This window comes from Leptothrix sp. (in: b-proteobacteria) (assembly GCF_965250675.1).
Taxonomy (GTDB): Bacteria; Pseudomonadota; Gammaproteobacteria; order Burkholderiales; family Burkholderiaceae_C; genus Sphaerotilus.
Genome location: NZ_CBDFPH010000003.1, coordinates 218,597 through 238,734, shown reverse-complemented (window position 1 = coordinate 238,734; position 20,138 = coordinate 218,597). Strand labels below are relative to the sequence as shown.

The window sequence follows — 20,138 nt, the reverse complement described above, 5'->3', positions numbered from 1 at the left end:
GATCAGCCCTTCCGATGCAGTTCGACCGCCGCGTCCTTGATGGCCGCGCGGATCTGGTTGTAGGTGCCGCAGCGGCAGAGGTTGCCGCTCATGGCTGCGTCGATGTCGGTGTCGCTGGGCGCCTTGTTCTGCGCCAGCAGCGCGCAGGCGCTCATGATCTGGCCGGACTGGCAGTAGCCGCACTGCGGCACGTCCTGCTGCAGCCAGGCGGCCTGCACGGCTTTGCCCGTGCTGCTGGCGCCCACGCCTTCGATCGTCGTGACGCTCTTGCCCGCTGCGGCCGAGATCGGCGTCGAGCACGAACGCACTGCCACGCCGTCCAGATGCACGGTGCAGGCGCCGCACAGCGCCATGCCGCAGCCGAACTTGGTGCCCGTCAGCTGCAGGTTTTCGCGCAGCGCCCAGAGCAGGGGCATGTCCGGGTCGGCGTCGACCTTGCGCGTCTGGCCGTTGACTTTGAGGGTGATCATGGGGCGTCTCCGTAAGGCTGAATGCAGCGCACCTTAGCGCGCAGGCCTGCCAGCGTCAAACCGGAGGGTGAGACTGCCCTCAGCGCCCTCAGGCGCTCAACAGCTTGTGCACCAGCTCGGGCGTGGTGGCGGCTTCGTACTTGCGCATCAGCCGGGCGCGGTAGACGTCGACCGTGCGCGGGCTGATGTCCAGCCGGCGGCCGATGAGCTTGCTGGTCAGCCCTTCGATCAGCAGCGCGGCAATTTCGCGCTCGCGCGGCGTCAGGTCGGCCTTGAGTTGCCGCAGCGCCGACAGGTCCTCGAACGCCCAGATGCCGGCTGCGTGCGGCTGCGCTGGGTCGAGCGCCCGGCCCGAGACGTGGCACCAGAACAGCTCGCCGTCGAAGCGGCGCATGACGCGCTCGTCCGCGTAGCGCCCGCTGGCGTCCAGGCTGGCGACGATGCGCGCGCCGGTGCGCTCGAACTCGGCTGCGCTCGGGTAAAGCGCCTCGAAACTGTGGCCGACCAGCTGTTCGCGCGTCGCGCCGAACATGGCCAGCAGCTGCTGGTTGCAGTCGACCATCAGACGGTTGCGCGACAGCACCAGCCCGATGGGGGCCAGGTCGAAGGCGATGCGGTAGTCGAGCGTTTTCAATAGACCCACACGTTCACGGTGGCCACCAGCGCGGCGTCGTAGGTTGACGTGGCCCTGAATGTCACGGGCAGCGGACCGGCAAACGGGTAGGCCGAGGCCGTGTCCACCACCACCCGGGAGCCGTTCACCGTCGTGGGTCGAATCGCGAGGCCCGCGTAAGACACGGTGGCGCCCGAGGTCTCGATGCGCGACCCGCCAACCTGCATCGTCCACGTCACGGGCTCCCCCGCATCAAGCTCGAAGCGCTCGCCGGCATAAACCGACATGGACTGCGCCATGCCCGGGTCGATCCGCAAAGAGGCCGAAGATTGCCCGGCAATGACGACGCCGATCTGAAACGCCACATCGGCGCTGCCACCGCCGCATGCGGTCAGGCCCAATGAGGCACTGAGAACGGCAATGCCCAGCAGCCGATGCCAGGGCCGACGTCCGAGGCCCGCATTGGAGGGCGCACGATCCATCCGTTCAATGGCAGGGCGATGGGTGCGCGTTTCGGTGGGCATGTCTCAAGGGCGAAGTGGGAACCCTTGCTCCAACGAAGCGCCGGCATGATGGGTTGACCGAGGGTGCCCATGGACCCGCCCATGCCCGCGGTTTATTCGGCGTCGGAGCGGGAGAGCAGTGCGCTCAGCAAAATCCGCGCGCTTGCCACGTTGGTGGCGCAGGGCACGTTGTGTACGTCGCAGGCCCGCACCAGCGCGTTGATGTCCGGCTCATGCGGTTGCGACGACATGGGGTCGCGCAGGAAGACCACCGCGTCGACCGCACCCACCGACAGCCGCGCTCCGATCTGCAGGTCACCGCCCAGCGGGCCGCTCAGCAGCCGCTCTACGGTTAGCCCCACTTCCGCCTGCAGGCGTCCTCCCGTCGTGCCCGTGGCCATGAGCGTGCATTGCGCCAGGCCTGCAGCAAATTCACGGGCCAGCGCCACCATGGCGTCCTTTTTGCGGTCATGGGCGATCAATGCGAGCTTCATGGGCGAGGTGCGAAAGAGGGTTGACTTAGTCAATTCTACGTATGCACTACGTAAGGCCTTACGTAGTACGCTCTGCGCTGTTCTCAAACACGCGGAGACCACGCATGAACAAGGTTTATCCCAGCGCTGCAGCGGCGCTGGACGGCATCGTCGCCCACGATCAGTTGCTCGCCGTGGGCGGCTTCGGCCTGTGCGGCATCCCCGAGGCGCTGATTGCCGCGCTGCGCGACAGCGGCGTCAAGGGCCTCACGGTCATCAGCAACAACGCGGGCGTTGATGGTTTCGGCCTCGGCCAGTTGCTTGAGTCGCGCCAGATCAAGAAGATGATTTCCAGCTACGTCGGCGAGAACAAGGAGTTCGAGCGCCAGTACCTGGCGGGCGAACTGGAGCTGGAGTTCACGCCCCAGGGCACGCTGGCCGAGAAGTTGCGTGCCGGTGGCGCCGGCATTCCAGCCTTCTACACCCGCACCGGTGTGGGCACGCTGGTGGCCGAGGGCAAGGAAACGCGCGAATTTGACGGCCACGTCTACCTGATGGAGCGCTCGCTCAAGCCCGCCGTGTCGCTGGTCAAGGCCTGGAAGGCTGACAAGAGCGGCAACCTGCTGTTTCGCCGCACGGCACGCAACTTCAACCCGGCGGTCGCCATGGCCGGCAAGGTCACGGTGGTCGAGGTGGAAGAGCTGGTCGAGACCGGCACCTTCGACCCCGATTCGGTGCACCTGCCCGGCATCTACGTTCACCGCATCGTGGTGAACGCGACGCCCGAGAAGCGCATCGAAAAGCGCACCACCCTTTAAGCCTGAAGCGGAGAACAACACCATGGCCTGGACACACGACCAGATGGCCGCCAAGGCGGCGGCCGAACTGAAGGACGGCTACTACGTCAACCTCGGCATCGGCCTGCCCACGCTGGTGGCCAACCACGTGCGCGACGACATCGAGGTCTGGCTGCAGAGCGAGAACGGCATGCTCGGCATCGGCCCGTTTCCCACCGAAGACGAGGTGGACGCCGACCTGATCAACGCCGGCAAGCAGACCGTGACCACCATTCCCGGCAGCAGCATCTTCGGCAGCCACGACAGCTTCGCGATGATCCGCGGCGGCAAGATCAACCTGAGCATCCTGGGTGCGATGCAGGTCAGCGCCCAGGGCGACCTGGCCAACTGGATGATTCCCGGCAAGATGGTCAAGGGCATGGGCGGCGCGATGGATCTGGTGGCGGGCGTCGAGCGCGTCATCGTGCTGATGGAGCACGTCGCCAGGAAGAAAGACGGCTCGACCGACCTGAAGATCCTGCCTGGCTGCACCTTGCCGCTGACGGGTGTGGGCGTGGTCAACCGCATCATTACCGACCTGGGCGTGATGGACGTGACGCCTGAGGGCCTGAAGCTGGTGGAGTTGGCACCGGGCGTGTCGCGCGAGGAAATCGCTGAAAAAACGGGTGTGCCGCTGATCTGAAAAGCTGCAGGCTCAAAGCCAATAGAAAAGCCGCCTCATTTGAGGCGGCTTTTTGCTGACCCGTCGCACCTGCTCTTGCCAGGCGCGACGGGCAATGCATGGTTTAGAACGCGTAGATCGCGCCCAGGGCATAGATGTTGAGCTTGCCGGTGACACGTCCCGCATCGAAGTAGACGAAGGTGTTCTTGAACACTTCACGGTTGATGAAGAGTTCAGCCGCCTTGACCTTGGTGTCCGAGTTTTCGCCGTAATTGACGCCGACGGTGAAGCCCGCCACCGGTGCGGCTGCGCCGACACCGAAACCCTTGCCCGTGCCACCGCTGGCCGGCGCGCCGCCGTCAGCGTAGCTGGCCATGACCTTGGCGAGGCCGAAGTCATAACTGGTGGCCAATGACGCGAAACTCTTCGATGTGGCGGTACGCTTGCTTTCGGCCGCAACGCCCAGCGACAGTTTGCCTACCGTGTAGGTCGCGCCGATCGAACCATTGGTCTTGGCATCGACCACATTACCTGCGGGCTGTGCACCGACCTGGATTTTCAGGCCGCCCATTTCAGGCGCGATATATTGCAGCGAACGCTCCTGACGACCGGGCAGCCAAGCCGCAATACCCGAGTTATAAAAAGCGGAGGCTGCGTTGGCGCCGCCGTTGAAATCAAAACCAATCTGGGTTTGAAACGCCACGGAATCCTGCTTGCCCAGGCGCACTTCACCGAAACCACCTGACAGACCTGCCCAAGCCTGGCGATTGAAGAACGGTCCGGGAATATCGCCGCTGCTGGTGATGCCGCCGGTTTCGAGCTTGAAGTTGGCCTTCAGGCCAGGCGCCACTTCCGTCGTGCCTTTGAAGCCGATTTTGGTGGTCGAATTGCCCTGCGAGCTGCCGTCGTCACCACCGGAATGGAAATCGGCCTTGACGCCTTTGCCGAGCACTTCATTCTTGCCGTAGCTCAGGTCGATCAGACCATAAATCGTCATTTCGGCGTGCGCTGCGCCCGCCAATAACAGGGCTGCAGCACCAAGTAACATTTTGGGTTGACGGGTAAGGGATGCGAGCATGATGACCTTTCTGGGTGTATTTTGTGACCGAATATCGCTGGAGGCGATGTATCTATGGTCGCGCCATCACGCCCGACGGGTCAAGTCGATCAATGAATACCCTTGATACGTTTACATTCGATGTTGTTAATATGCAACCAATCATTGTTATTGGTGCATAAATTCCAGATATATAACCAATCAGGTGCGCACTATTAATGTCATGCACCATTTTGGATTATTTGGGATTGTGCGGCGCCAAGTTTGGCTCACCCTACCGGCGAAGGGGCTTCAGGTGGCCTGACCTTGCCACTGGCCCGCCACGAGCTTCTCGTGCGGGCGGAACTGGTCCTTGTAGGCCATCTTGGGGCTGGCTTCGATCCAGTAGCCGAGGTAGACGTAGGGCAGACCGAGTTCGCGGGTCTGCTCGATCTGCCACAGCACGTTGTAGGTGCCGTAGCTTGCGCCCTCGTCGGGCGCGTAGAAGGTGTAGACCGCCGAGAGACCGTCGTTGAGCACGTCGATGATGGACACCATCTTGAGCGCGCGCGCCGGGTCGGGCTCGGTCGGGTCGGTGAACTCCACCAGCCGGGAGTTGACCCGGCTCTGCAGCAGGAACTGGGTGTACTGGTCGACCGAGTCCTGGTCCATGCCGCCGCCGGCGTGGCGCTCGGTCTGGTAGCGCAGGTAGAGCGCGTAGTGCTCGGGCACGAAGCCCATGCGCATCACGCGCGATTGCAGGTGCTGGTGGCTGGCCCAGGCGCGACGCTGGCTGCGCTTGGGCGCGAAGGTCGCCACCGGCACGCGCAGCGGAATGCAGCACTGGCAGCCGTCGCAATACGGCCGGTAGGTGAACATGCCGCTCCGCCGGAAGCCGGCGGCGACCAGGGCGGAATAGGTGTCCGAATTGATCAGGTGCGAGGGTGTGGCCACCTGCGAGCGCGCGACCTTGCCGTCCAGGTAACTGCAGGGGTAGGGCGCGGTGGCATAAAACTGCAACTGCGCCAGCGGAAGATCCTTGGGATGGGTCACGCGCTGAAAGGGTTCACGGGGTGGACATCACGGCGGGCGGCAGGCGCAAATCCAGTTGCACCCAGACCGCAGGATCATAAAACCAGCCTTGCGGCGCCTGGCGGTTGACGTGGTTTTGCAGATGCGCCTCGAACGCCGCACGGGCCACTGGCGCGGCGCCCAGCGTGGCCAGGTGGGCAGTCTGCTGCTGGCAGTCGATCCACGGCATGTCGTGGGCACGGCAGAACGCCACCAGCGCCGCCAGCGCGATCTTGGACGCATCGGGCCGCAGCGCGAACATCGACTCGCCGAAGAACATGCGGCCCAGGTTGACGCCGTAGAGGCCACCGACCAACTCGCCGTCGATCCAGGTCTCGAACGAATGCACCTGTCCTGTGCGGTGCCAGGCGCAGTAGGCCTGCGCCACCTCCGGCACGATCCAGGTGCCGTCCTGGCCGGGGCGCGCCACGCCGCTGCAGTGGGCGATGACACGGTCGAAGGCGCTGTCGATGCGCACCTCGCAGCCCGGGGTGGCGATGAAGTGCTGCAGCGTCTTGCGCAGCGAGCGGTGCAGCTTGAAGTCCGCCGTCTTGAGCACCATGCGCGGGTTGGTGGTCCACCACAGCACCGGCTGGCCGGGGCTGAACCACGGGAAGATGCCCTGGGCGTAGGCCAGCCGCAGCCGCGCCACGCTCAGGGTGCCACCGGCGCAGAGCAGGCCGGCAGCGTCGGTCTCGGGGCCGAGGGCTTGGGCGGTGGGCGGGAAGGGCGCCAGGGCGGTGTCGCCCGGCGCGGCGTCAGTCTCGTCCTCAGGCAGCCAGGGAATCATGGAAATGCTCTCCCGGCTGGCCTGAGCCGATCAGCGCAGTTGCAGGTCGTCGGCGCCGTATTCGATGCCCAGCGGCTCGATCAGCAGACGCTTGGGGCCGGCTTCGACTTCACCCGCCACCCAGGCCGGCACGCCGACCGAGCGCGACAGCTCGACCACCTGCTCGGCCTGCTCGGCCGGCACGAAAATCGCAAAGCCCGCGCCCATGTTGAAGGTGCTGTAGGCCTCGCGGTCGTCCTGCTGGGCGTGGTGCTGGATGAAGCTCAGCACCGGCGTCACCGGCGGCACGCTGTGGATGCGATAGGTCAGTTCGGCCGGGTGGCGCAGCAGCTTGCGCCAGCCGTGGCCGGTGATGTTGGCGCAGTAGTGCGGCGCAATGCCGGCCCTCCACAGCGCCTCGGTCACGGGCGAGTACAGCGTGGTGGGCGCCAGCAGCGCCTCGCCGTAGCTCAGGCCCGGGCGGATTTCGGTCAGGTAGCCTTGCGGCAGGCGCTCGACCAGCTTGCGCGCCAGGCTCAGGCCGTTGGCGTGGATGCCGCTCGACGCCAGCAGCACGATCGCGTCGCCCGCGCCGAGCTTGTCGCCCACGCTCAGACGCTCCTTCGGGTTGATCAGGCCGGTGCAGGACGCGGCCAGGTCGATGCGGCCGCCTTCGACGATGCCGGCCAGCGCGGGCGTTTCACCGCCGCCCCAGGCGACCGAGCAGATCTCGCAGGCGCGCTTCCAGCCTTCGACCAGGGCTTGTGCGCGCAACTTGTCGCCGAACCAGTCAGAGCCGCCGGCGGCCCAGTAGGCCTGCACCACCAGCGGCGTGGCGCCGACGGTGATCAGGTCGTTGATCGCCATGGCGATGGTGTCCTGGGCGATGCCGTCGTAGTAGCTCTTGCCCGTCAGCGTGGCCATCTCGTCGGCCACCAGGGTCTTGGTGCCCAGGCATTCGACGATGGAGGCGATGTAGAACGGGCCGACGTCCACCACGTACGCCGATTCGCCGCGCGAGGCGGCGACTTCGGTGAAGCCATGGTGGCTCAGGTGGGTGGCGGTGGAGGCCGCCGCGCGTTGGGCACTGATCTTGAGCGGATCGATCAGGTCGTAGTTGACGCCGGCCTGGTCATAGCTGAGGGTGCCGGTCGGATGGGCAGCGCCGGAGGGCTGCGTAGCGGTGGAGGCTGCGGTGGGGGCTGAATTCATGGGCGCGATTATCCGGCACCCTAGAATCCCGCCCCATGTCATACGTTGTCCTGGCCCGCAAATACCGCCCCCGCAGCTTCACTGAAATGGTGGGGCAGGAGCACGTCGTGCAGGCCCTGAGCAATGCGCTGACGCAGCAGCGCCTGCACCACGCCTACCTGTTCACCGGCACGCGCGGAGTCGGCAAGACCACCGTGTCGCGCATCCTGGCCAAGAGCCTGAACTGCACCGGTGTCGACGGCCACGGCGGCATCACCGCCCAGCCCTGCGGCGTGTGCGATGCCTGCCGCGACATCGATGCCGGCCGCTATGTCGACTACGTCGAGCTCGACGCGGCCTCCAACCGCGGCGTCGACGAGATCAGCCAGCTGCTTGACCAAGCGGTCTACAAGCCGGTGATGGGCCGCTTCAAGGTCTACATGATCGATGAAGTGCACATGCTCTCCAGCACCGCCTTCAACGCGATGCTCAAGACGCTCGAGGAGCCGCCCGAGTACCTGAAATTCGTGCTCGCCACCACCGACCCGCAGAAGGTGCCGGTCACGGTGCTGAGCCGTTGCCTGCAGTTCAACCTGCGCCCGATGGCGGCCGAGACGGTGTTCGAGCACCTCGGCCAGGTGCTGGCCGCCGAGCAGGTGCCGGCCGAGCCGGGCGCGCTGCGGCTGATCTCGCGGGCTGCGCACGGCTCGATGCGCGATGCCTTGTCGCTCACCGACCAGGCCATCGCCTACGCCGGCGGCCAGCTCGATGAAGCCCAGGTGCGCCAGATGCTGGGCGCGGTCGACCGCAGCCACGTCGTGCGCATGGTCGAGGCCGTGGCCGCGCAGGACGGCGCGGCACTGGTGCGCTGTGTCGACGATCTGCGCGGCCTGGGCCTGTCGGCTGTGGGCGCGCTGGAAGAACTTGCCACGCTGGCGCAGCAGATGGCGGTGCTGCAGGTCGTGCCCGAGTCCGCTGACCCGGCCGACCCCGACACACCGCAGTTGCAACGCCTGACGCCGCTGCTCGCGCCCGACGAGTTGCAACTGCTCTACAGCATTGCGCTGCACGGCCGCGCCGAGTTGGCATTGGCGCCCGACGAATACAGCGGCCTGGTGATGGTGCTGCTGCGCCTGCTGGCGTTTTCGCCGGGATCTGCGCCGAAGCCTGCGCCTGAGCGCCGCGAGCCGACCCCTGCGGCCACGCCGCCGCGCCGTGACCTGCTGCGCCCGACGGCGGCAGTCAGCAGCGTGACGCCAGCGCGTCCTGCACCAGCCATGGCACCGCGTGCTGTGGCTGAGCCCGCTCCCGTACCGGCACCTGTTCCTGTTCCTGTTCCTGCGTCTGTAGCCGTCCCTGCGCCCATGGCGCAGATCGCCTCCGAGCCTGAATCCGGCGGCAGTTCCGTCCCGCCCTGGGAAGAGCTGCTGGAGAGCTGGGAGATGCCTGCGCTCGCGCCTGTCGTTGCACCGGCCATCGCGCCAGTTGCACCGCCGGTCGTGGCGGTTGCGGCGGCGGCTGTCGTGGCCGCTGCCGAAATCGTCATTCCCACACCCGCATCCGTTTCCATCCCAGGCGACGCCGTGCCGCAAGACCGCTGGGGCGTCGTCTGCCAGCAGTTGTTCGAGCGCGGCGCCGTCACCGGCCTGGTGCGTGAGTTGGCCTGGCAGGCGCAATGCGTCGACTTCGATGACGCTGCGGGGCGCTGGCAACTGCGCGTCGAGCGCGAATCGTTGCGTCAGAGCAGCCACCGCGAGCGTCTGCAGACCGCGCTGACCGAGTTGCTCGGCCAGCCGCAGCGCCTGGAGATCGAAGCCGGCGCCGTCAGCGACAGCGCCGCCCGCCGCGATGCCGCCACCCGCCTGCGCGTGCAGCGCGAGGCCGAGGCGCTGATGCAGGGCGACCCGCAGATCCTGCAGCTTCTGGCGCACTTTCCCGGCTCGCGCATCGTGCCGGGCTCGATCCGGCCGCGCTGAACTCAATCACATTCATCCCATTCACTTCAAGGAAAAACCATGCTCAAAGGACAACTCGCCGGCTTGATGAAACAAGCCCAGGCGATGCAGGACAACATGAAGAAGGCGCAGGACGAGCTGGCGCTGATCGAGGTCGAAGGCCAGTCCGGCGCCGGTCTGGTCAAGGTCGTGATGACCTGCAAGCACGACGTCAAGCGCATCACCATCGACCCCAGCCTGCTGGCCGACGACAAGGACATGCTCGAAGACCTGGTGGCTGCCGCCGTCAACGATGCCGTGCGTCGCGCCGAAGCGCTGAGCCAGGAAAAGATGGGCAAGCTCACCGCCGGCATGCCCATGCCCCCGGGCATGAAGTTCCCGTTCTGAAGACGACCGTGACAGGCGACGCGCTGACCGAGTTGATCGAGGCGCTGCGCCATCTGCCCGGCGTGGGCGTGAAGTCGGCCCAGCGCATGGCCTATCACCTGCTGCAGCACGACCGCGAAGGCGCGCAGCGCCTGGCGCTGGCGTTTGATGGTGCCTTGCAGCGCCTGAAGCCCTGCGAGCGTTGCCACACCTACACCGAGCAGCCGGTGTGCCGCACCTGCCTGGACACGGCGCGCGACGCCCGCCTGCTGTGCGTGGTCGAGTCGCCCGCCGATCAGGCGGCGCTTGAGCGCAGCGGCAGCTACCGCGGCCTGTATTTCGTGCTGATGGGCAAGCTCAACCCGCTCGATGGGGTGGGTGCCGGGCAGATCGGCCTGCCGGCGCTGCTGGAGCGCGTGAAAGACGGGCGGGTGCAGGAGCTGATCATCGCGACCAACTTCACCGCCGAGGGTGAACTCACCGCCCACGTCATCAGCGAGGCGCTCAAGCCCGGCGGCGTGCGCGTCACGCGACTGGCGCGCGGCGTGCCGGTGGGCAGCGAGCTGGAATACGTCGACCTGGGCACCATCGCCCATGCGCTGTACGACCGGCGCTGAACACCGAGCATGTTCCGGAATTGAAAAACGGCGCTGTGAACCCACAGCGCCGTTTGCGTTTCAAGAGCTTGGCAGCGGTTTTTAGCGGGCGCTTGCCAGCTTGACGCGGCGCTCGCCCGCTGGCTTGACGGCGCGGGCCTTGCCGCTGGCCTTGGCTGCCGAAGTCCTGGCCGCGACGGCCGCCTTGGCCTTGGGCGCCTGATACATCACCAGAGACTGGCCCGCGCTCAGCTTGGAGCTGGTCGTGATGCGGTTCCACTGCGCCAGCTGCGCGGCGCTGACGCGGTAGCGCTTGGCCACGCTGGCCAGCGTGTCGCCCTTGCGGGTCTTGACGGCCACCTTGCGCAGTGGCGGCACGTCGGGGGCCAGGGCCATCTGGGCGTTGTCGGCCACGTGCTCGGATACGTCGGTGGTGCGCTGCTCGCTGCGGGGCACCAGCAGGGTCGAGCCGGCCTTGACCAGCATGCGCGCCGGAATGCGGTTGATCTCGCGCAGCGCGCCCTCGTCCATGGCGGCGAGCTTGGCGGCTTCGGCCGGATGCATGGTGCGCGGCACGACCCAGGCCGTCCAGGTGGCGAGTGGGCCGCGATAGCCGTCCAGGCTGGCCTTGAAGCGGTCGGCGTTGTCGTACGGCAGCAGCAGTTGCGGCGTGCCGGCCGCCAGGATCACCGGCTTGTTGAGCTGCGGGTTGAGGGTCTTGAACTCGTCGAGCGTCATGCCGGCCATGCGGGCGGCCAGGGCGGTGTCGATGTCGCGGCGCAGCGCCACGCTCAGGAAGTAGGGGTGGTTCTGCAGTGCCGGCAGGCTCAGGCCGTAGGCGCGCGGCTGGGCGACGATGTTCTTGACCGCCTGCAGCTTGGGCACATAGCTGCGCGTCTCGGCGGGCATGCCGAGGCTTTCATAGTCGGTCGCACGCCCGGCCTTGAGGTTGCGGTTGATGGCGCGCTGCACATTGCCTTCGCCCCAGTTGTAGGCGGCCAGCGCCAGGTGCCAGTCGCCGAACATCTTGTTGAGGCGCTGCAGGTAGTCGAGCGCGGCCTGGGTCGAGGCCAGCACGTCGCGCCGGTCGTCGCGGAAAATGTTCTGCTTGAGGTCGTAGTCCAGCCCGGTCGACGGAATGAACTGCCACATGCCCGAGGCCTTGGCAGTGGACATGGCCTGCGGGTTGTAGGCACTCTCGATGAAGGGCAGCAGCGCCAGTTCGGTCGGCATGCCGCGCCGCTCGACTTCCTGCAGGATGTGATAGAGGTAGCGTGAGCCACGCTCCGTCATGCGCTGCACGTATTCGGGCCGCGCGCTGTACCAGCGCTCGTTGTCTCGCACCAGGTCGCTTTGCAGGTCGTTGAGGCGGAAGCCGCCGCGCAGGCGCGCCCACAGGTCGTCGCGTGCCTTGGCGGCATCGAGCTGCACGACCGGGCTGGGGTCGAGCGGGTCGGTGGGCGCATCGGCCGCGTCCTTGCCGTCCTCGATCTGGATGGCTGCAGGCAGCGCGGTGGCCAGCACGGCCGAGCGGGGCAGCGCCTCACCGTGGCTGATCTGCATGATGTCGTCGGCGTCAACTGCAACCTGAGGCAGTGCACTGACGGCCGGCTGTGGCTCCAGGCCAGGCACAGGCGCCAGCGGTCCTTCGGGGATGCGTACCGCTTCGGCCACGACCGGCGGCGGGGTGAGTGTCTCGGGGACCTGGGTCTCGGCATAAGGACCGGCAGGAACGGCGGCACAGCCGGACAGGACCAGCGCTGCAGCGGCGCTCAGGACCGACAGGGTCCAGCGGCGCGGGGTGAAAGGTGTCTTCATCGGAAGTTGTTTTTCCAGGTTCTGAGGGCCGCAAAGACCGCGACCGGGTCGGCGCGATCGGCACCGCGCGCTACGGCGGCGTCGATCACAGCGCGCTCGTAGCTGCGCAAGAAGGGATTGATGAGCTTTTCCTGGCCGATGCGGCTGGGCAGGGTCGGCAGGTCTTGGGCCCGCAGCGCAATGCAGCGGGCCTCGAACTGCTGCAGGTCGAGGTTGTCGGGCTCCACTGCCCGTGCAAAACGCAGGTTCGACAGCGTGTATTCATGCGCGCAACAGACCCGTGTCGGCGCCGGCAGCGCCGCCAGTTGCGTGAGCGAGGCCAGCATCTGCGCGGGCGTGCCTTCGAACAGCCGGCCGCAGCCGCCAGCAAACAGCGTGTCGCCGCAGAACAGCAGCGGCTCGCCGGCTGCAGCGTCGTCGGTGTAATAGGCGATATGGCCTGCGGTGTGGCCGGGAATGTCGAGCACCTGCAGGCGCAGGCCCAGCAACTCGACCACGTCGCCTTGCGCCACCGGGTGGAATTCGGGCCAGGCGTCGACGGGCAGCACTTCACCGGCAGGCCCCCACACCGGCGCCGGATGTCGCGCCAGCAGATCGGCCACGCCACCGACGTGATCGGCGTGGTGGTGGGTCACTAGAATCCCGGCCAACTGCAGCGCCTGGCGCTCCAGCGCGGCAAGCACGGGTGCCGCATCCCCCGGATCGACCACGAGCGCACGGCGCCCATCGTGGAACATCCAGATGTAGTTGTCGGCGAAGGCGGGTAGGGCGAGTAGTTGCATGAGCTTGAGCGGCGGGATTATAGGGATCGACCAGCGCCTGCAGACCCCCGCTGGCCGCTACCTGCTGGCCTGGGAACAGGCGCAGCTGGATGCGGCGGTGGCGGATCTTTTCGGCTATCACGCCCTGCAGCTGGGCTGGCCGGCGGTGCAGGCGCTGCGGGCGAGCCGCATGTCGCATCGCTGGTTGCTCCATGACCGCGTGCCCGACGCGAGTCTGGCCCGGCTCACGCCTGCGCCATGCGGGCCGGATGCGCCGCCGGTCTCGCCGCCCTTGCCACTGAGCGTGCTGGCCGACTTCGAGGCCCTGCCGTTTCCCGCCAACAGCATCGACCTGGCCGTGCTGCCGCACACGCTGGAGCTGGCGGCTGACCCGCACCACACGCTGCGCGAGGTCGAGCGCGTGCTGGTCAGCGAAGGCCGCGTGGTGGTGCTGGGCTTCAACCCCACCAGCCTGTGGGGCGCGGGCAAGCAGGCGGGTGACTGGGCCGAGCGCCTGAGCTGGGGCCACGCGGCGCTGCCGATGCCGGCTGAACTGATCGGCCCGCGCCGCCTGCGCGACTGGTTGCGGCTGCTGGGTTTCGAGGTCGAATACGGCCACTTCGGCTGCTACCGTCCTCCGTTTGCGACCCCAAGCTGGCTGGACCGCAGCGCCTGGCTCGATGCGGCGGGCGCGCGCTGGTGGCCGGTGTTCGGCGCCACTTACATGATGGTGGCCGTCAAGCGCGTGCGCGGCATGCGCCTGCTGGGCGCGGCGCGCCAGCAGCGCCGCCGCATGAGCACGGCGCCTGCGGTGATCGCGCAGCGCGAGCCGCACGCCTGACCCCGTCTTCAAGAACCAAGAAACTGGAATGGAACGAATGCCATGACGACGGACGCTATTACTGCGACAACCCCCAACCCAGCTGCGCAAACCGCACCCCAGGCCGCAGATCTCATTGTCAAGCCGACCGTGGTGATCTACACCGACGGCGCCTGCAAAGGCAACCCTGGCCCGGGCGGCTGGGGCGCCTGGCTGCGCAGTGGCGAGCATGCCAAGGAGCTGTGGGGCGGTGCATCCAACACCACCAACAACCGCATGGAGATGATGGCGGTGATCGAGGCGCTCGCCAGCCTGAAGCGCAGCTGCCAGATCACGCTCTACACCGACAGCGCCTACGTCAAGAACGGCATCACCAGCTGGATTCACGGCTGGAAGAAGCGCGGCTGGAAGACGGCCGACAACAAGCCGGTCAAGAACGTCGAGCTGTGGCAGCGCATGGATGCGCTGACGCAACTGCATCAGGTCGAGTGGCGCTGGGTCAAGGGCCACGCCGGTGACCCGGGCAATGAGAAGGCTGATGAGCTGGCCAACCGGGGCGTGACCAGCGCCAATCCCTGAAAAAACGCTTCAGCGCTTCTTCAGCGCTTCTTGCGCGGCGTGACCAGCGGCACGTCAGGTTCGCCCGTGCCGGCGCCCGAGAACAGGCGCGCGGCGCGGCCCTTGATCTCCAGCAGTTCGGTCGGCGTGACCGAGTACTTGCCCGACATCACGTCGACCTGCACGCCGAACTCGACTTCCTTGTTGCCGTTGGCCAGCAGGCCCGAGGTGAACTCGTAGTCCTCGTCGTGCACCGGATGGCCTTCGGCCTCGACGTCATAGTCGATGTAGTGCACGTTGCGGATCTCGCCGCTGGCCAGGTCGAGCTCGCCGGTGGAGCGCACGACCGTTTCGGCCAGTTCGTCGATGAGGGTGATGGTGAGTTTCAGGTCCACAGTGCAAATCCCAGGTGCAAGGCAAAGCGCGGCATTGTAGGCAGCTGCTTCAGCTCACGATATAGGCGGCCGCGCCGGTGGCGATCAGCACGCCAGCCTCGTTGACCAGTCGCATCTGCACGGAGGCCACGCGCGCGCCCAGCCGCAGCACCTCGGCGCTGGCAATGAAGTGCTCGCCCAGCCCCTGGCGCAGGTAGTCGACCCGCAGGTCGATGGTGCCCAGGCGGGCAAAGCGGTGCATGACCTGCTCGGTCGTGTCGGCGGCGAACTTCTCCGCCAGCGCCACCATCAGCGCATTGCCGCCGGTGGCGTCCAGCACCGCCGAGATCACACCGCCGTGCAGCCGCCCGTGCTGGTAGTGGCCGATCAGGTCCGGGCGCATGGCAAAGCGCATGCGCAGCGGCAGCGCCATCGATTCGACCTTGAGGCCGAGCACGCTGTTGAAGGTGATGCGCTGCTCGAACAGGTCGGTCAGCGTCGTCTCCAGCTTGACCTGTTCTTCGGGCGAGCGGCGAGGTGGGGCCGGGTGTGCAGGGTTGACAGGGGGCGTCATGAAGATCGTCATGGCCCGATGGTAAAAGCCGTCCGTGGGCTGCTGGGTTATCGTTTCCACATGTCCAAAACCGCTTCAAGACCCGATTGGGCGCCCGCCCGCATCGACGCCATCGACGCACTGCGCGGCGTGGCCATGCTCTGGATGACGGCGTTCCACTTCAGCTTCGACCTGCACCAGTTCGGCCTGATCCCCCGGCAGAACTTCTACCTCGACCCGTTCTGGACGCTGCAGCGGCTGTGCATCGTCAGCCTGTTCCTGTTCTGCGCCGGGCTGGGCCAGGCGGCGGCGGGCGCGGCGCCAGTGGGCTGGCCGAATCGGGCGTCACGCTTCTGGCGCCGCTGGGCCCAGGTGGCCGGCTGCGCGGTGCTGGTGTCGCTGGGGTCGATGTGGATGTTTCCACACAGCTGGATCAGCTTCGGCGTGCTGCACGGCCTGGCGCTGATGCTGCTGTTGCTGCGCCTGTTGCCGTCACGCCTGCGCCAACCGCTGCCCTTGCTGCTGCTGGCCACGTTGGCGCTGGTCTTGCCGCAGTTCGTGGCCGCGAGCGGGTTTGACAGCCGCTGGACCAACTGGGTCGGGCTGGTCACGCGCAAGCCGCAGACCGAGGACTACGTGCCGCTGCTGCCGTGGCTGGGCGTGGTCTGCATCGGACTGGTGGCGGGGCAGGTGCTGCTGGCGCGTCGACCCGCCTGGCTGATGGCGCCGCTGCCCCGTGCTTTGCAGCCGCTGGTAGTGCTGGGACGCTGGTCGCTGAGCTACTACATGCTGCATCAGCCGGTGCTGATCGGCAGCCTGATGGCGTGGCGGGCGCTCCACGCCTGATGCCGTTCTGAAAACGCAGCGGGCGCCACTGCTTGCGCTCTGTGCAAACAACGGCGCCCGTGGATCTGAAGGCTGGCGCGGGCTTGAACCGCGCCAGCTTCAGGCCTGATTACTGTTCGCTGAACTTGTAATCGGTCTTGGCCTTCTTGCGCAGGTTGTCGCGGAAGTCGGTCATCTTCTGCTGCGTCAGGCGCTGCTGCAACTGGGCCTTGACTTCTTCCAGCGCCGGGAATTGTGCGGCGCGCACGTCTTCCAGCTGGATGATGTGGAAGCCGAACTGGCTCTTCACCGGCGTTTCGGTGAACTTGCCCTTCTCGAGCTGGGTCATGGCCTGCGAGAACTCGGGCACGTAGTTGGCTGGAGCCGCCCAGTCCAGATCACCACCGTTCTGGGCCGAGCCCGGGTCCTTGGAGTTCTTGGCCGCGAGTTCGTCGAACTTGGCGCCGGTCTTGAGCTCGGCGATCAGCGCCTTGGCGTCTTCTTCCTTCTCGACCAGGATGTGGCGGGCGCGGTATTCCTTCTCGCCTGCACCGCCCTTGACCTTGTCGTATTCGGCCTTGATTTCGGCGTCGGTCACGGCGCTGTTCTTCTGGTAGTCGGCGAACAGTTCGCGGATCAGCAGGCTCTGGCGCGCGATTTCCATCTGCGTGCGGTACTCGTCGTTCTTGGCCAGGCCGCGGCGCTCGGCTTCCTGCACGAAGATCTCGCGCAGCACGAGTTCGTCTTTCACCTGGCGCTCAAGCTCCGGCGTGCGCGGCTGGTTGCCCTGCTTGGTGATCTGGGTCATGAACGACTCGAAGCGCGCCTTGGGCACAGCCTTGCCGTTGACGATGGCGACGTTCTGGGCCATCGCAGCAGTCGGGGCCAGGGTTGTGGCGCACAGGGCGGCAACCGATGCGGCGATCAGGAGTTTCTTCATGGAAGGGAGAACCTTTCTGGTGTGAGGGGTGAGCCGGTGTCTCAGGGTGTCGGCCCACAGGCTGAAATGATCGTGGATCGGTGAACTCAGGCCGTTGTCATGGCGCAGTGGCATCGATCGCCAGGGCGTGAATACCCTGTGGGATCAGCAAGGCGAGCGCATCATACACAAGGCGATGCCGCGCCAAACGTGTCTGGCCGGTAAAGCGCGCACTGCAGATTTGCACCCTGAAATGCCGTCCTGACGCTGCGCCGGCGTGGCCCGCATGCAGGTGGCTTTCGTCGATGACGGTGAGGCTCGCCGGCGCCAGTTGCTCGCGCAGCGCAGCCTCGATGTCGGCAGCGCTGACGCCATGTGAGCCGTGTAGGCCGTGCGGTGCGGCGCTCATGAGCCGTCCTTGGCGGTGACTTTGGGCGGCAGCTCCGGCAGGTGGCGGCTGATGTAGAGGCCTTGCCCGAGCATGAACAGGAACATCAGCCCCATGCCGCCGAACAGCTTGTACTGCACCCAGGTGGCGGTGTCGAAGCTGAAGGCCACCCACAGGTTGATGGCGCCCATGGCGGCAAAGAACATCACCCAGACCACGTTGAGCCGCGACCAGACCGGCTCGGGCAGTTCAAGCTGGGCGCCCATCAGCGCCTTGACCAGGTTCTTGCCAGCCAGCAACGGGCTGAGCGCCAGGGCCAGTGCCATGACCCAGTACAGCACGCTCGGCTTCCACTTGATGAAGGCCTCGCTGTGGAAGTAGATGGTCGCGCCACCCAGCACCGTCACCAGCCCCAGGCTGACCCAGAGCATGGTGTCGATCTTGCGGCCGCGCAGCTTGAGGTAGACCACCTGTGCCAGCGTGGCGGCAATCACCACCACGGTGGCCAGCAACACGGGTGCTTCCTTGGGGCCGACGGCGCCGCCCGAGACCAGAAAGCCGAACCAGTCGCTGGCCAGCGCGGCAGCCTCGTCGGGGCGCTTCTCGGCCTGATTGAAGGTCAGGAAGAACAGGATGATGGGAAGAAAGTCGAGCAGGAGTTTCATGGGGCAGATATCGGGTCAATCGGATCAGCGGGGGGTGAACTCGATCGACGCCGAGTTGATGCAGTAGCGCTCGCCGGTGGGCGCCGGGCCGTCGTCGAACACATGGCCGAGGTGGGCGCCGCAGTTCTGGCAGCGCACCTCGACGCGGGTCATGCCGTGGCTGTGGTCCATGATGCGCTCGACCCGGCCTTCGGCAACGGCCTCCGAGTAGCTCGGCCAGCCGCAGCCGGCGTCGAACTTGGTGCCGGCGTCAAAGAGCACGCTGTCACAGCAGACGCAGCGGTAGCTGCCATCGGCCCAGTGGTTCCAGAACTTGCCGGTGAAGGCGCGTTCGGTGGCGGCCTGGCGGGTGACGGCGAACTGGATGGCATCCAGCTGCTCACGCCACTCGGCGTCGGTCTTCTGGACGGGATAGGCGCCGTCACCTTGGTCATGCGTACTCATGATGAACAGGAAATCTCCAGGGTTTGCGCCCAGTCGGGCGGCAGGGCGGCGTAGGCCGCGTGTTCGGGTTGATCGTCAAACGGCCGCGCCAGGATGGCAGCCAGGCGCTGGACCTCGCTGTCGTCGCCCGCCTGCGCCTGGCGGATCGCCACCTCGGCCAGGTGGTTGCGCAGCACGTAGCGCGGGTTGACGGCGTTCATGCGGGCGCGGCGTTCGGCGTCCACGCTGCCTTCGGCCTGCAGGCGGCTGCGGTAGCGGGCGGCCCAGGCGTCGAAGCCTGCGCGGTCCAGGAACAGGTCGCGCACCGGGCCGGCGTGGGTTTCTTCCGTGCTGTTCAGGTCGGCCAGTTGCCGCCAGCACAGCGTGTAGTCGACCTGGGTGGCGGCCATCAGGCGCAGCAGATCGTCGGCCAGGTCGGCGTCTTCGTCGCGCTCGGCCTGCAGGCCGAGCTTGGCGCGCATCAGGCGCAGCATTTCGGCCGGGTAGACGTGGCGATAGGGTTCCAGCGCGTCGGTCAGCACCTCGGCGTTCTCACCCGCTTGCGGCACGAGCGGCACCAGCGCCTGTGCCAGCGCGTGCAGGTTCCAGAACGCCACCGACGGCTGACGCGCATAGGCGTAGCGGCCCTGGTGGTCGGTGTGGTTGCAGATGTGGCCGGGGTTGAAGCCGTCCAGGAAGCCGAACGGGCCGTAGTCGATCGTCAGGCCCAGGATCGACATGTTGTCGGTGTTCATCACGCCGTGGCAGAAGCCCACCGCCTGCCACTGCGCCAGCAACCGCGCGGTGCGCTCGGCCACGGTCTGCAGCATGGCGACGGCTGGCACCGGCGCCTCCAGGCATTCCGGAAAGTGGTGCTGCAGCACGAAGTCCAGCAGCTGCGCCAGTTCGGCGTGCTGGCCATGGTGACAGAAGTGCTCGAAGTGGCCGAAGCGCACGAAGCTGGGTGCCACCCGGGCCACGACGGCGGCGGTTTCGAGTTCCTCGCGCCGCACCGGCAGGTCGCTGGCGGTCAGGGCGAGGGCGCGGGTGGTCGGGATGCCGAGCGCATGCATCGCCTCGGAGCACAAATACTCGCGGATCGACGACCGCAGCACCGCGCGTCCATCGCCCCGGCGCGAGTACGGCGTCGGGCCGCTGCCCTTGAGCTGGATTTCGCGCGGGCCTTGCGGCGTGTCGACCTCGCCCAGCAGCAGCGCGCGGCCATCGCCCAGCTGACCGGCCCAGACGCCGAACTGGTGGCCGCTGTAGACCGTGGCCAGCGGCGCCATGCCGGGCCAGGGCGCGCCGCCGCTCAGGCAGGCCAGCGCCGTGTCCGATTGCCACCAGTCGGCCGGCCAGCCCAGATCGGCGGCCAGCGCGTGGTTGATTTCCACCCAGCGTGGCGCCGGCAGCGGCCGGGCGTCAAGCCGGGTCGAAAACTTCGGGCCGAGTGCGGCATAGCGGTTGACCCACTGCGCCTCGACCGGGGCGATGGGCTGAAACAGGGACTCGTGCGGCGCATTCATGCGCAGC

The 20,138-nt window shown here is 66.9% G+C and carries 25 protein-coding genes; 8 read left to right on the top strand and 17 right to left on the bottom strand.

Features of this window, described 5'->3' with window-relative positions; genetic code table 11:
* Positions 1-2: 2 nt before the first annotated feature.
* From AC5IG3_RS06625 to AC5IG3_RS06610, 4 genes are all read right to left on the bottom strand, one after another.
* Positions 3-470, bottom strand: a complete 468-nt coding sequence (locus tag AC5IG3_RS06625; RefSeq protein WP_491905489.1) for a (2Fe-2S)-binding protein — start codon at positions 468-470, stop codon at positions 3-5.
* Between the two features lie 88 nt (positions 471-558).
* The gene (locus AC5IG3_RS06620; RefSeq protein WP_491905659.1) at positions 559-1,104 is read right to left on the bottom strand and encodes a LuxR C-terminal-related transcriptional regulator; all 546 of its coding nucleotides are present in this window, start codon (positions 1,102-1,104) and stop codon (positions 559-561) included.
* Positions 1,101-1,607, bottom strand: a complete 507-nt coding sequence (locus AC5IG3_RS06615) for a hypothetical protein (RefSeq protein ID WP_491905488.1) — start codon at positions 1,605-1,607, stop codon at positions 1,101-1,103. Before AC5IG3_RS06615 ends, AC5IG3_RS06620 begins: the two co-directional genes overlap by 4 nt.
* 92 nt (positions 1,608-1,699) lie before the next feature.
* Positions 1,700-2,080, bottom strand: coding sequence for a methylglyoxal synthase (locus AC5IG3_RS06610; protein ID WP_491905487.1), 381 nt, complete (start codon positions 2,078-2,080; stop codon positions 1,700-1,702).
* Positions 2,081-2,184: 104 nt separating this feature from the next.
* Here AC5IG3_RS06610 and AC5IG3_RS06605 point away from each other — a divergent pair, with 104 nt between their 5' ends.
* Positions 2,185-2,877, top strand: a complete 693-nt coding sequence (locus tag AC5IG3_RS06605; protein WP_491905486.1) for a CoA transferase subunit A — start codon at positions 2,185-2,187, stop codon at positions 2,875-2,877.
* Positions 2,878-2,899: 22 nt separating this feature from the next.
* On the top strand, positions 2,900-3,538 hold the full coding sequence (locus AC5IG3_RS06600) for a 3-oxoacid CoA-transferase subunit B (RefSeq protein WP_491905485.1): 639 nt from the start codon (positions 2,900-2,902) through the stop codon (positions 3,536-3,538).
* A 103-nt stretch (positions 3,539-3,641) separates the two neighbouring features.
* Here AC5IG3_RS06600 and AC5IG3_RS06595 read toward each other — a convergent pair whose 3' ends face one another.
* The 4 genes from AC5IG3_RS06595 to AC5IG3_RS06580 form a co-directional block, all read right to left on the bottom strand.
* A complete protein-coding gene (locus tag AC5IG3_RS06595) occupies positions 3,642-4,595 on the bottom strand; it encodes a porin (RefSeq protein ID WP_491905484.1) in 954 nt (317 codons plus the stop codon).
* Positions 4,596-4,865: 270 nt separating this feature from the next.
* Positions 4,866-5,606 carry an arginyltransferase gene (locus tag AC5IG3_RS06590; RefSeq protein ID WP_491905483.1) on the bottom strand — a complete coding sequence of 247 codons (741 nt, stop codon included), beginning with the start codon at positions 5,604-5,606 and terminating at the stop codon, positions 4,866-4,868.
* A gap of 13 nt (positions 5,607-5,619) precedes the next feature.
* Positions 5,620-6,414, bottom strand: coding sequence for a leucyl/phenylalanyl-tRNA--protein transferase (aat, locus tag AC5IG3_RS06585; RefSeq protein ID WP_491905482.1), 795 nt, complete (start codon positions 6,412-6,414; stop codon positions 5,620-5,622).
* 30 nt (positions 6,415-6,444) lie between these two features.
* Complete coding sequence (locus AC5IG3_RS06580) at positions 6,445-7,605, bottom strand: AIR synthase-related protein (protein ID WP_491905481.1); 1,161 nt, start codon at positions 7,603-7,605, stop codon at positions 6,445-6,447.
* A gap of 35 nt (positions 7,606-7,640) precedes the next feature.
* On the opposite strand from AC5IG3_RS06580, the gene dnaX reads away from it, so the two are divergent.
* Genes dnaX through recR form a run of 3 tightly spaced genes read left to right on the top strand, consistent with a single transcriptional unit; the run spans position 7,641 to position 10,522 of the window.
* Positions 7,641-9,560, top strand: coding sequence for a DNA polymerase III subunit gamma/tau (gene dnaX / locus AC5IG3_RS06575; RefSeq protein WP_491905480.1), 1,920 nt, complete (start codon positions 7,641-7,643; stop codon positions 9,558-9,560).
* A gap of 39 nt (positions 9,561-9,599) precedes the next feature.
* Positions 9,600-9,926, top strand: a complete 327-nt coding sequence (locus AC5IG3_RS06570; protein ID WP_491905479.1) for a YbaB/EbfC family nucleoid-associated protein — start codon at positions 9,600-9,602, stop codon at positions 9,924-9,926.
* A gap of 8 nt (positions 9,927-9,934) precedes the next feature.
* On the top strand, positions 9,935-10,522 hold the full coding sequence (recR, locus tag AC5IG3_RS06565; RefSeq protein WP_491905478.1) for a recombination mediator RecR: 588 nt from the start codon (positions 9,935-9,937) through the stop codon (positions 10,520-10,522).
* Between the two features lie 81 nt (positions 10,523-10,603).
* Here the strand turns inward: recR and AC5IG3_RS06560 are convergent, their stop codons facing one another.
* On the bottom strand, positions 10,604-12,319 hold the full coding sequence (locus AC5IG3_RS06560; protein ID WP_491905477.1) for a transglycosylase SLT domain-containing protein: 1,716 nt from the start codon (positions 12,317-12,319) through the stop codon (positions 10,604-10,606).
* Positions 12,316-13,101, bottom strand: a complete 786-nt coding sequence (gene gloB / locus AC5IG3_RS06555; protein ID WP_491905476.1) for a hydroxyacylglutathione hydrolase — start codon at positions 13,099-13,101, stop codon at positions 12,316-12,318. The genes AC5IG3_RS06560 and gloB overlap by 4 nt, the downstream gene beginning before the upstream one ends.
* On the opposite strand from gloB, the gene AC5IG3_RS06550 reads away from it, so the two are divergent.
* Together AC5IG3_RS06550 and rnhA are read left to right on the top strand one after the other, a co-directional pair.
* Positions 13,100-13,921: a class I SAM-dependent methyltransferase gene (locus tag AC5IG3_RS06550; protein WP_491905475.1), complete on the top strand. Its 822-nt coding sequence runs from the start codon at positions 13,100-13,102 to the stop codon at positions 13,919-13,921. The two genes, gloB and AC5IG3_RS06550, sit on opposite strands and share 2 nt — an antisense overlap.
* Positions 13,922-14,050: 129 nt before the next feature.
* A complete protein-coding gene (gene rnhA / locus AC5IG3_RS06545) occupies positions 14,051-14,479 on the top strand; it encodes a ribonuclease HI (RefSeq protein ID WP_491905474.1) in 429 nt (142 codons plus the stop codon).
* 20 nt (positions 14,480-14,499) lie between these two features.
* Here the strand turns inward: rnhA and AC5IG3_RS06540 are convergent, their stop codons facing one another.
* Together AC5IG3_RS06540 and AC5IG3_RS06535 are read right to left on the bottom strand one after the other, a co-directional pair.
* Positions 14,500-14,853 carry a hypothetical protein gene (locus AC5IG3_RS06540; protein ID WP_491905473.1) on the bottom strand — a complete coding sequence of 118 codons (354 nt, stop codon included), beginning with the start codon at positions 14,851-14,853 and terminating at the stop codon, positions 14,500-14,502.
* A gap of 49 nt (positions 14,854-14,902) precedes the next feature.
* Complete coding sequence (locus AC5IG3_RS06535; RefSeq protein ID WP_491905472.1) at positions 14,903-15,406, bottom strand: thioesterase family protein; 504 nt, start codon at positions 15,404-15,406, stop codon at positions 14,903-14,905.
* Positions 15,407-15,466: 60 nt separating this feature from the next.
* On the opposite strand from AC5IG3_RS06535, the gene AC5IG3_RS06530 reads away from it, so the two are divergent.
* Positions 15,467-16,231 carry an acetyltransferase domain-containing protein gene (locus AC5IG3_RS06530; protein WP_491905471.1) on the top strand — a complete coding sequence of 255 codons (765 nt, stop codon included), beginning with the start codon at positions 15,467-15,469 and terminating at the stop codon, positions 16,229-16,231.
* A gap of 109 nt (positions 16,232-16,340) precedes the next feature.
* Here the strand turns inward: AC5IG3_RS06530 and AC5IG3_RS06525 are convergent, their stop codons facing one another.
* The 5 genes from AC5IG3_RS06525 to AC5IG3_RS06505 form a co-directional block, all read right to left on the bottom strand.
* Positions 16,341-17,150, bottom strand: coding sequence for a peptidylprolyl isomerase (locus AC5IG3_RS06525; RefSeq protein ID WP_491905470.1), 810 nt, complete (start codon positions 17,148-17,150; stop codon positions 16,341-16,343).
* Between the two features lie 97 nt (positions 17,151-17,247).
* A complete protein-coding gene (locus AC5IG3_RS06520; RefSeq protein WP_491905469.1) occupies positions 17,248-17,538 on the bottom strand; it encodes a BolA family protein in 291 nt (96 codons plus the stop codon).
* Positions 17,535-18,182 carry a septation protein A gene (locus tag AC5IG3_RS06515; RefSeq protein ID WP_491905468.1) on the bottom strand — a complete coding sequence of 216 codons (648 nt, stop codon included), beginning with the start codon at positions 18,180-18,182 and terminating at the stop codon, positions 17,535-17,537. The genes AC5IG3_RS06520 and AC5IG3_RS06515 overlap by 4 nt, the downstream gene beginning before the upstream one ends.
* Positions 18,183-18,206: 24 nt before the next feature.
* Positions 18,207-18,626 (bottom strand): peptide-methionine (R)-S-oxide reductase MsrB, encoded by a 420-nt coding sequence (gene msrB, locus AC5IG3_RS06510; protein WP_491905467.1) that lies wholly within the window; start codon positions 18,624-18,626, stop codon positions 18,207-18,209.
* On the bottom strand, positions 18,623-20,131 hold the full coding sequence (locus tag AC5IG3_RS06505; protein ID WP_491905466.1) for a protein adenylyltransferase SelO: 1,509 nt from the start codon (positions 20,129-20,131) through the stop codon (positions 18,623-18,625). Before AC5IG3_RS06505 ends, msrB begins: the two co-directional genes overlap by 4 nt.
* Between the last annotated feature and the right edge of the window lie 7 nt (positions 20,132-20,138).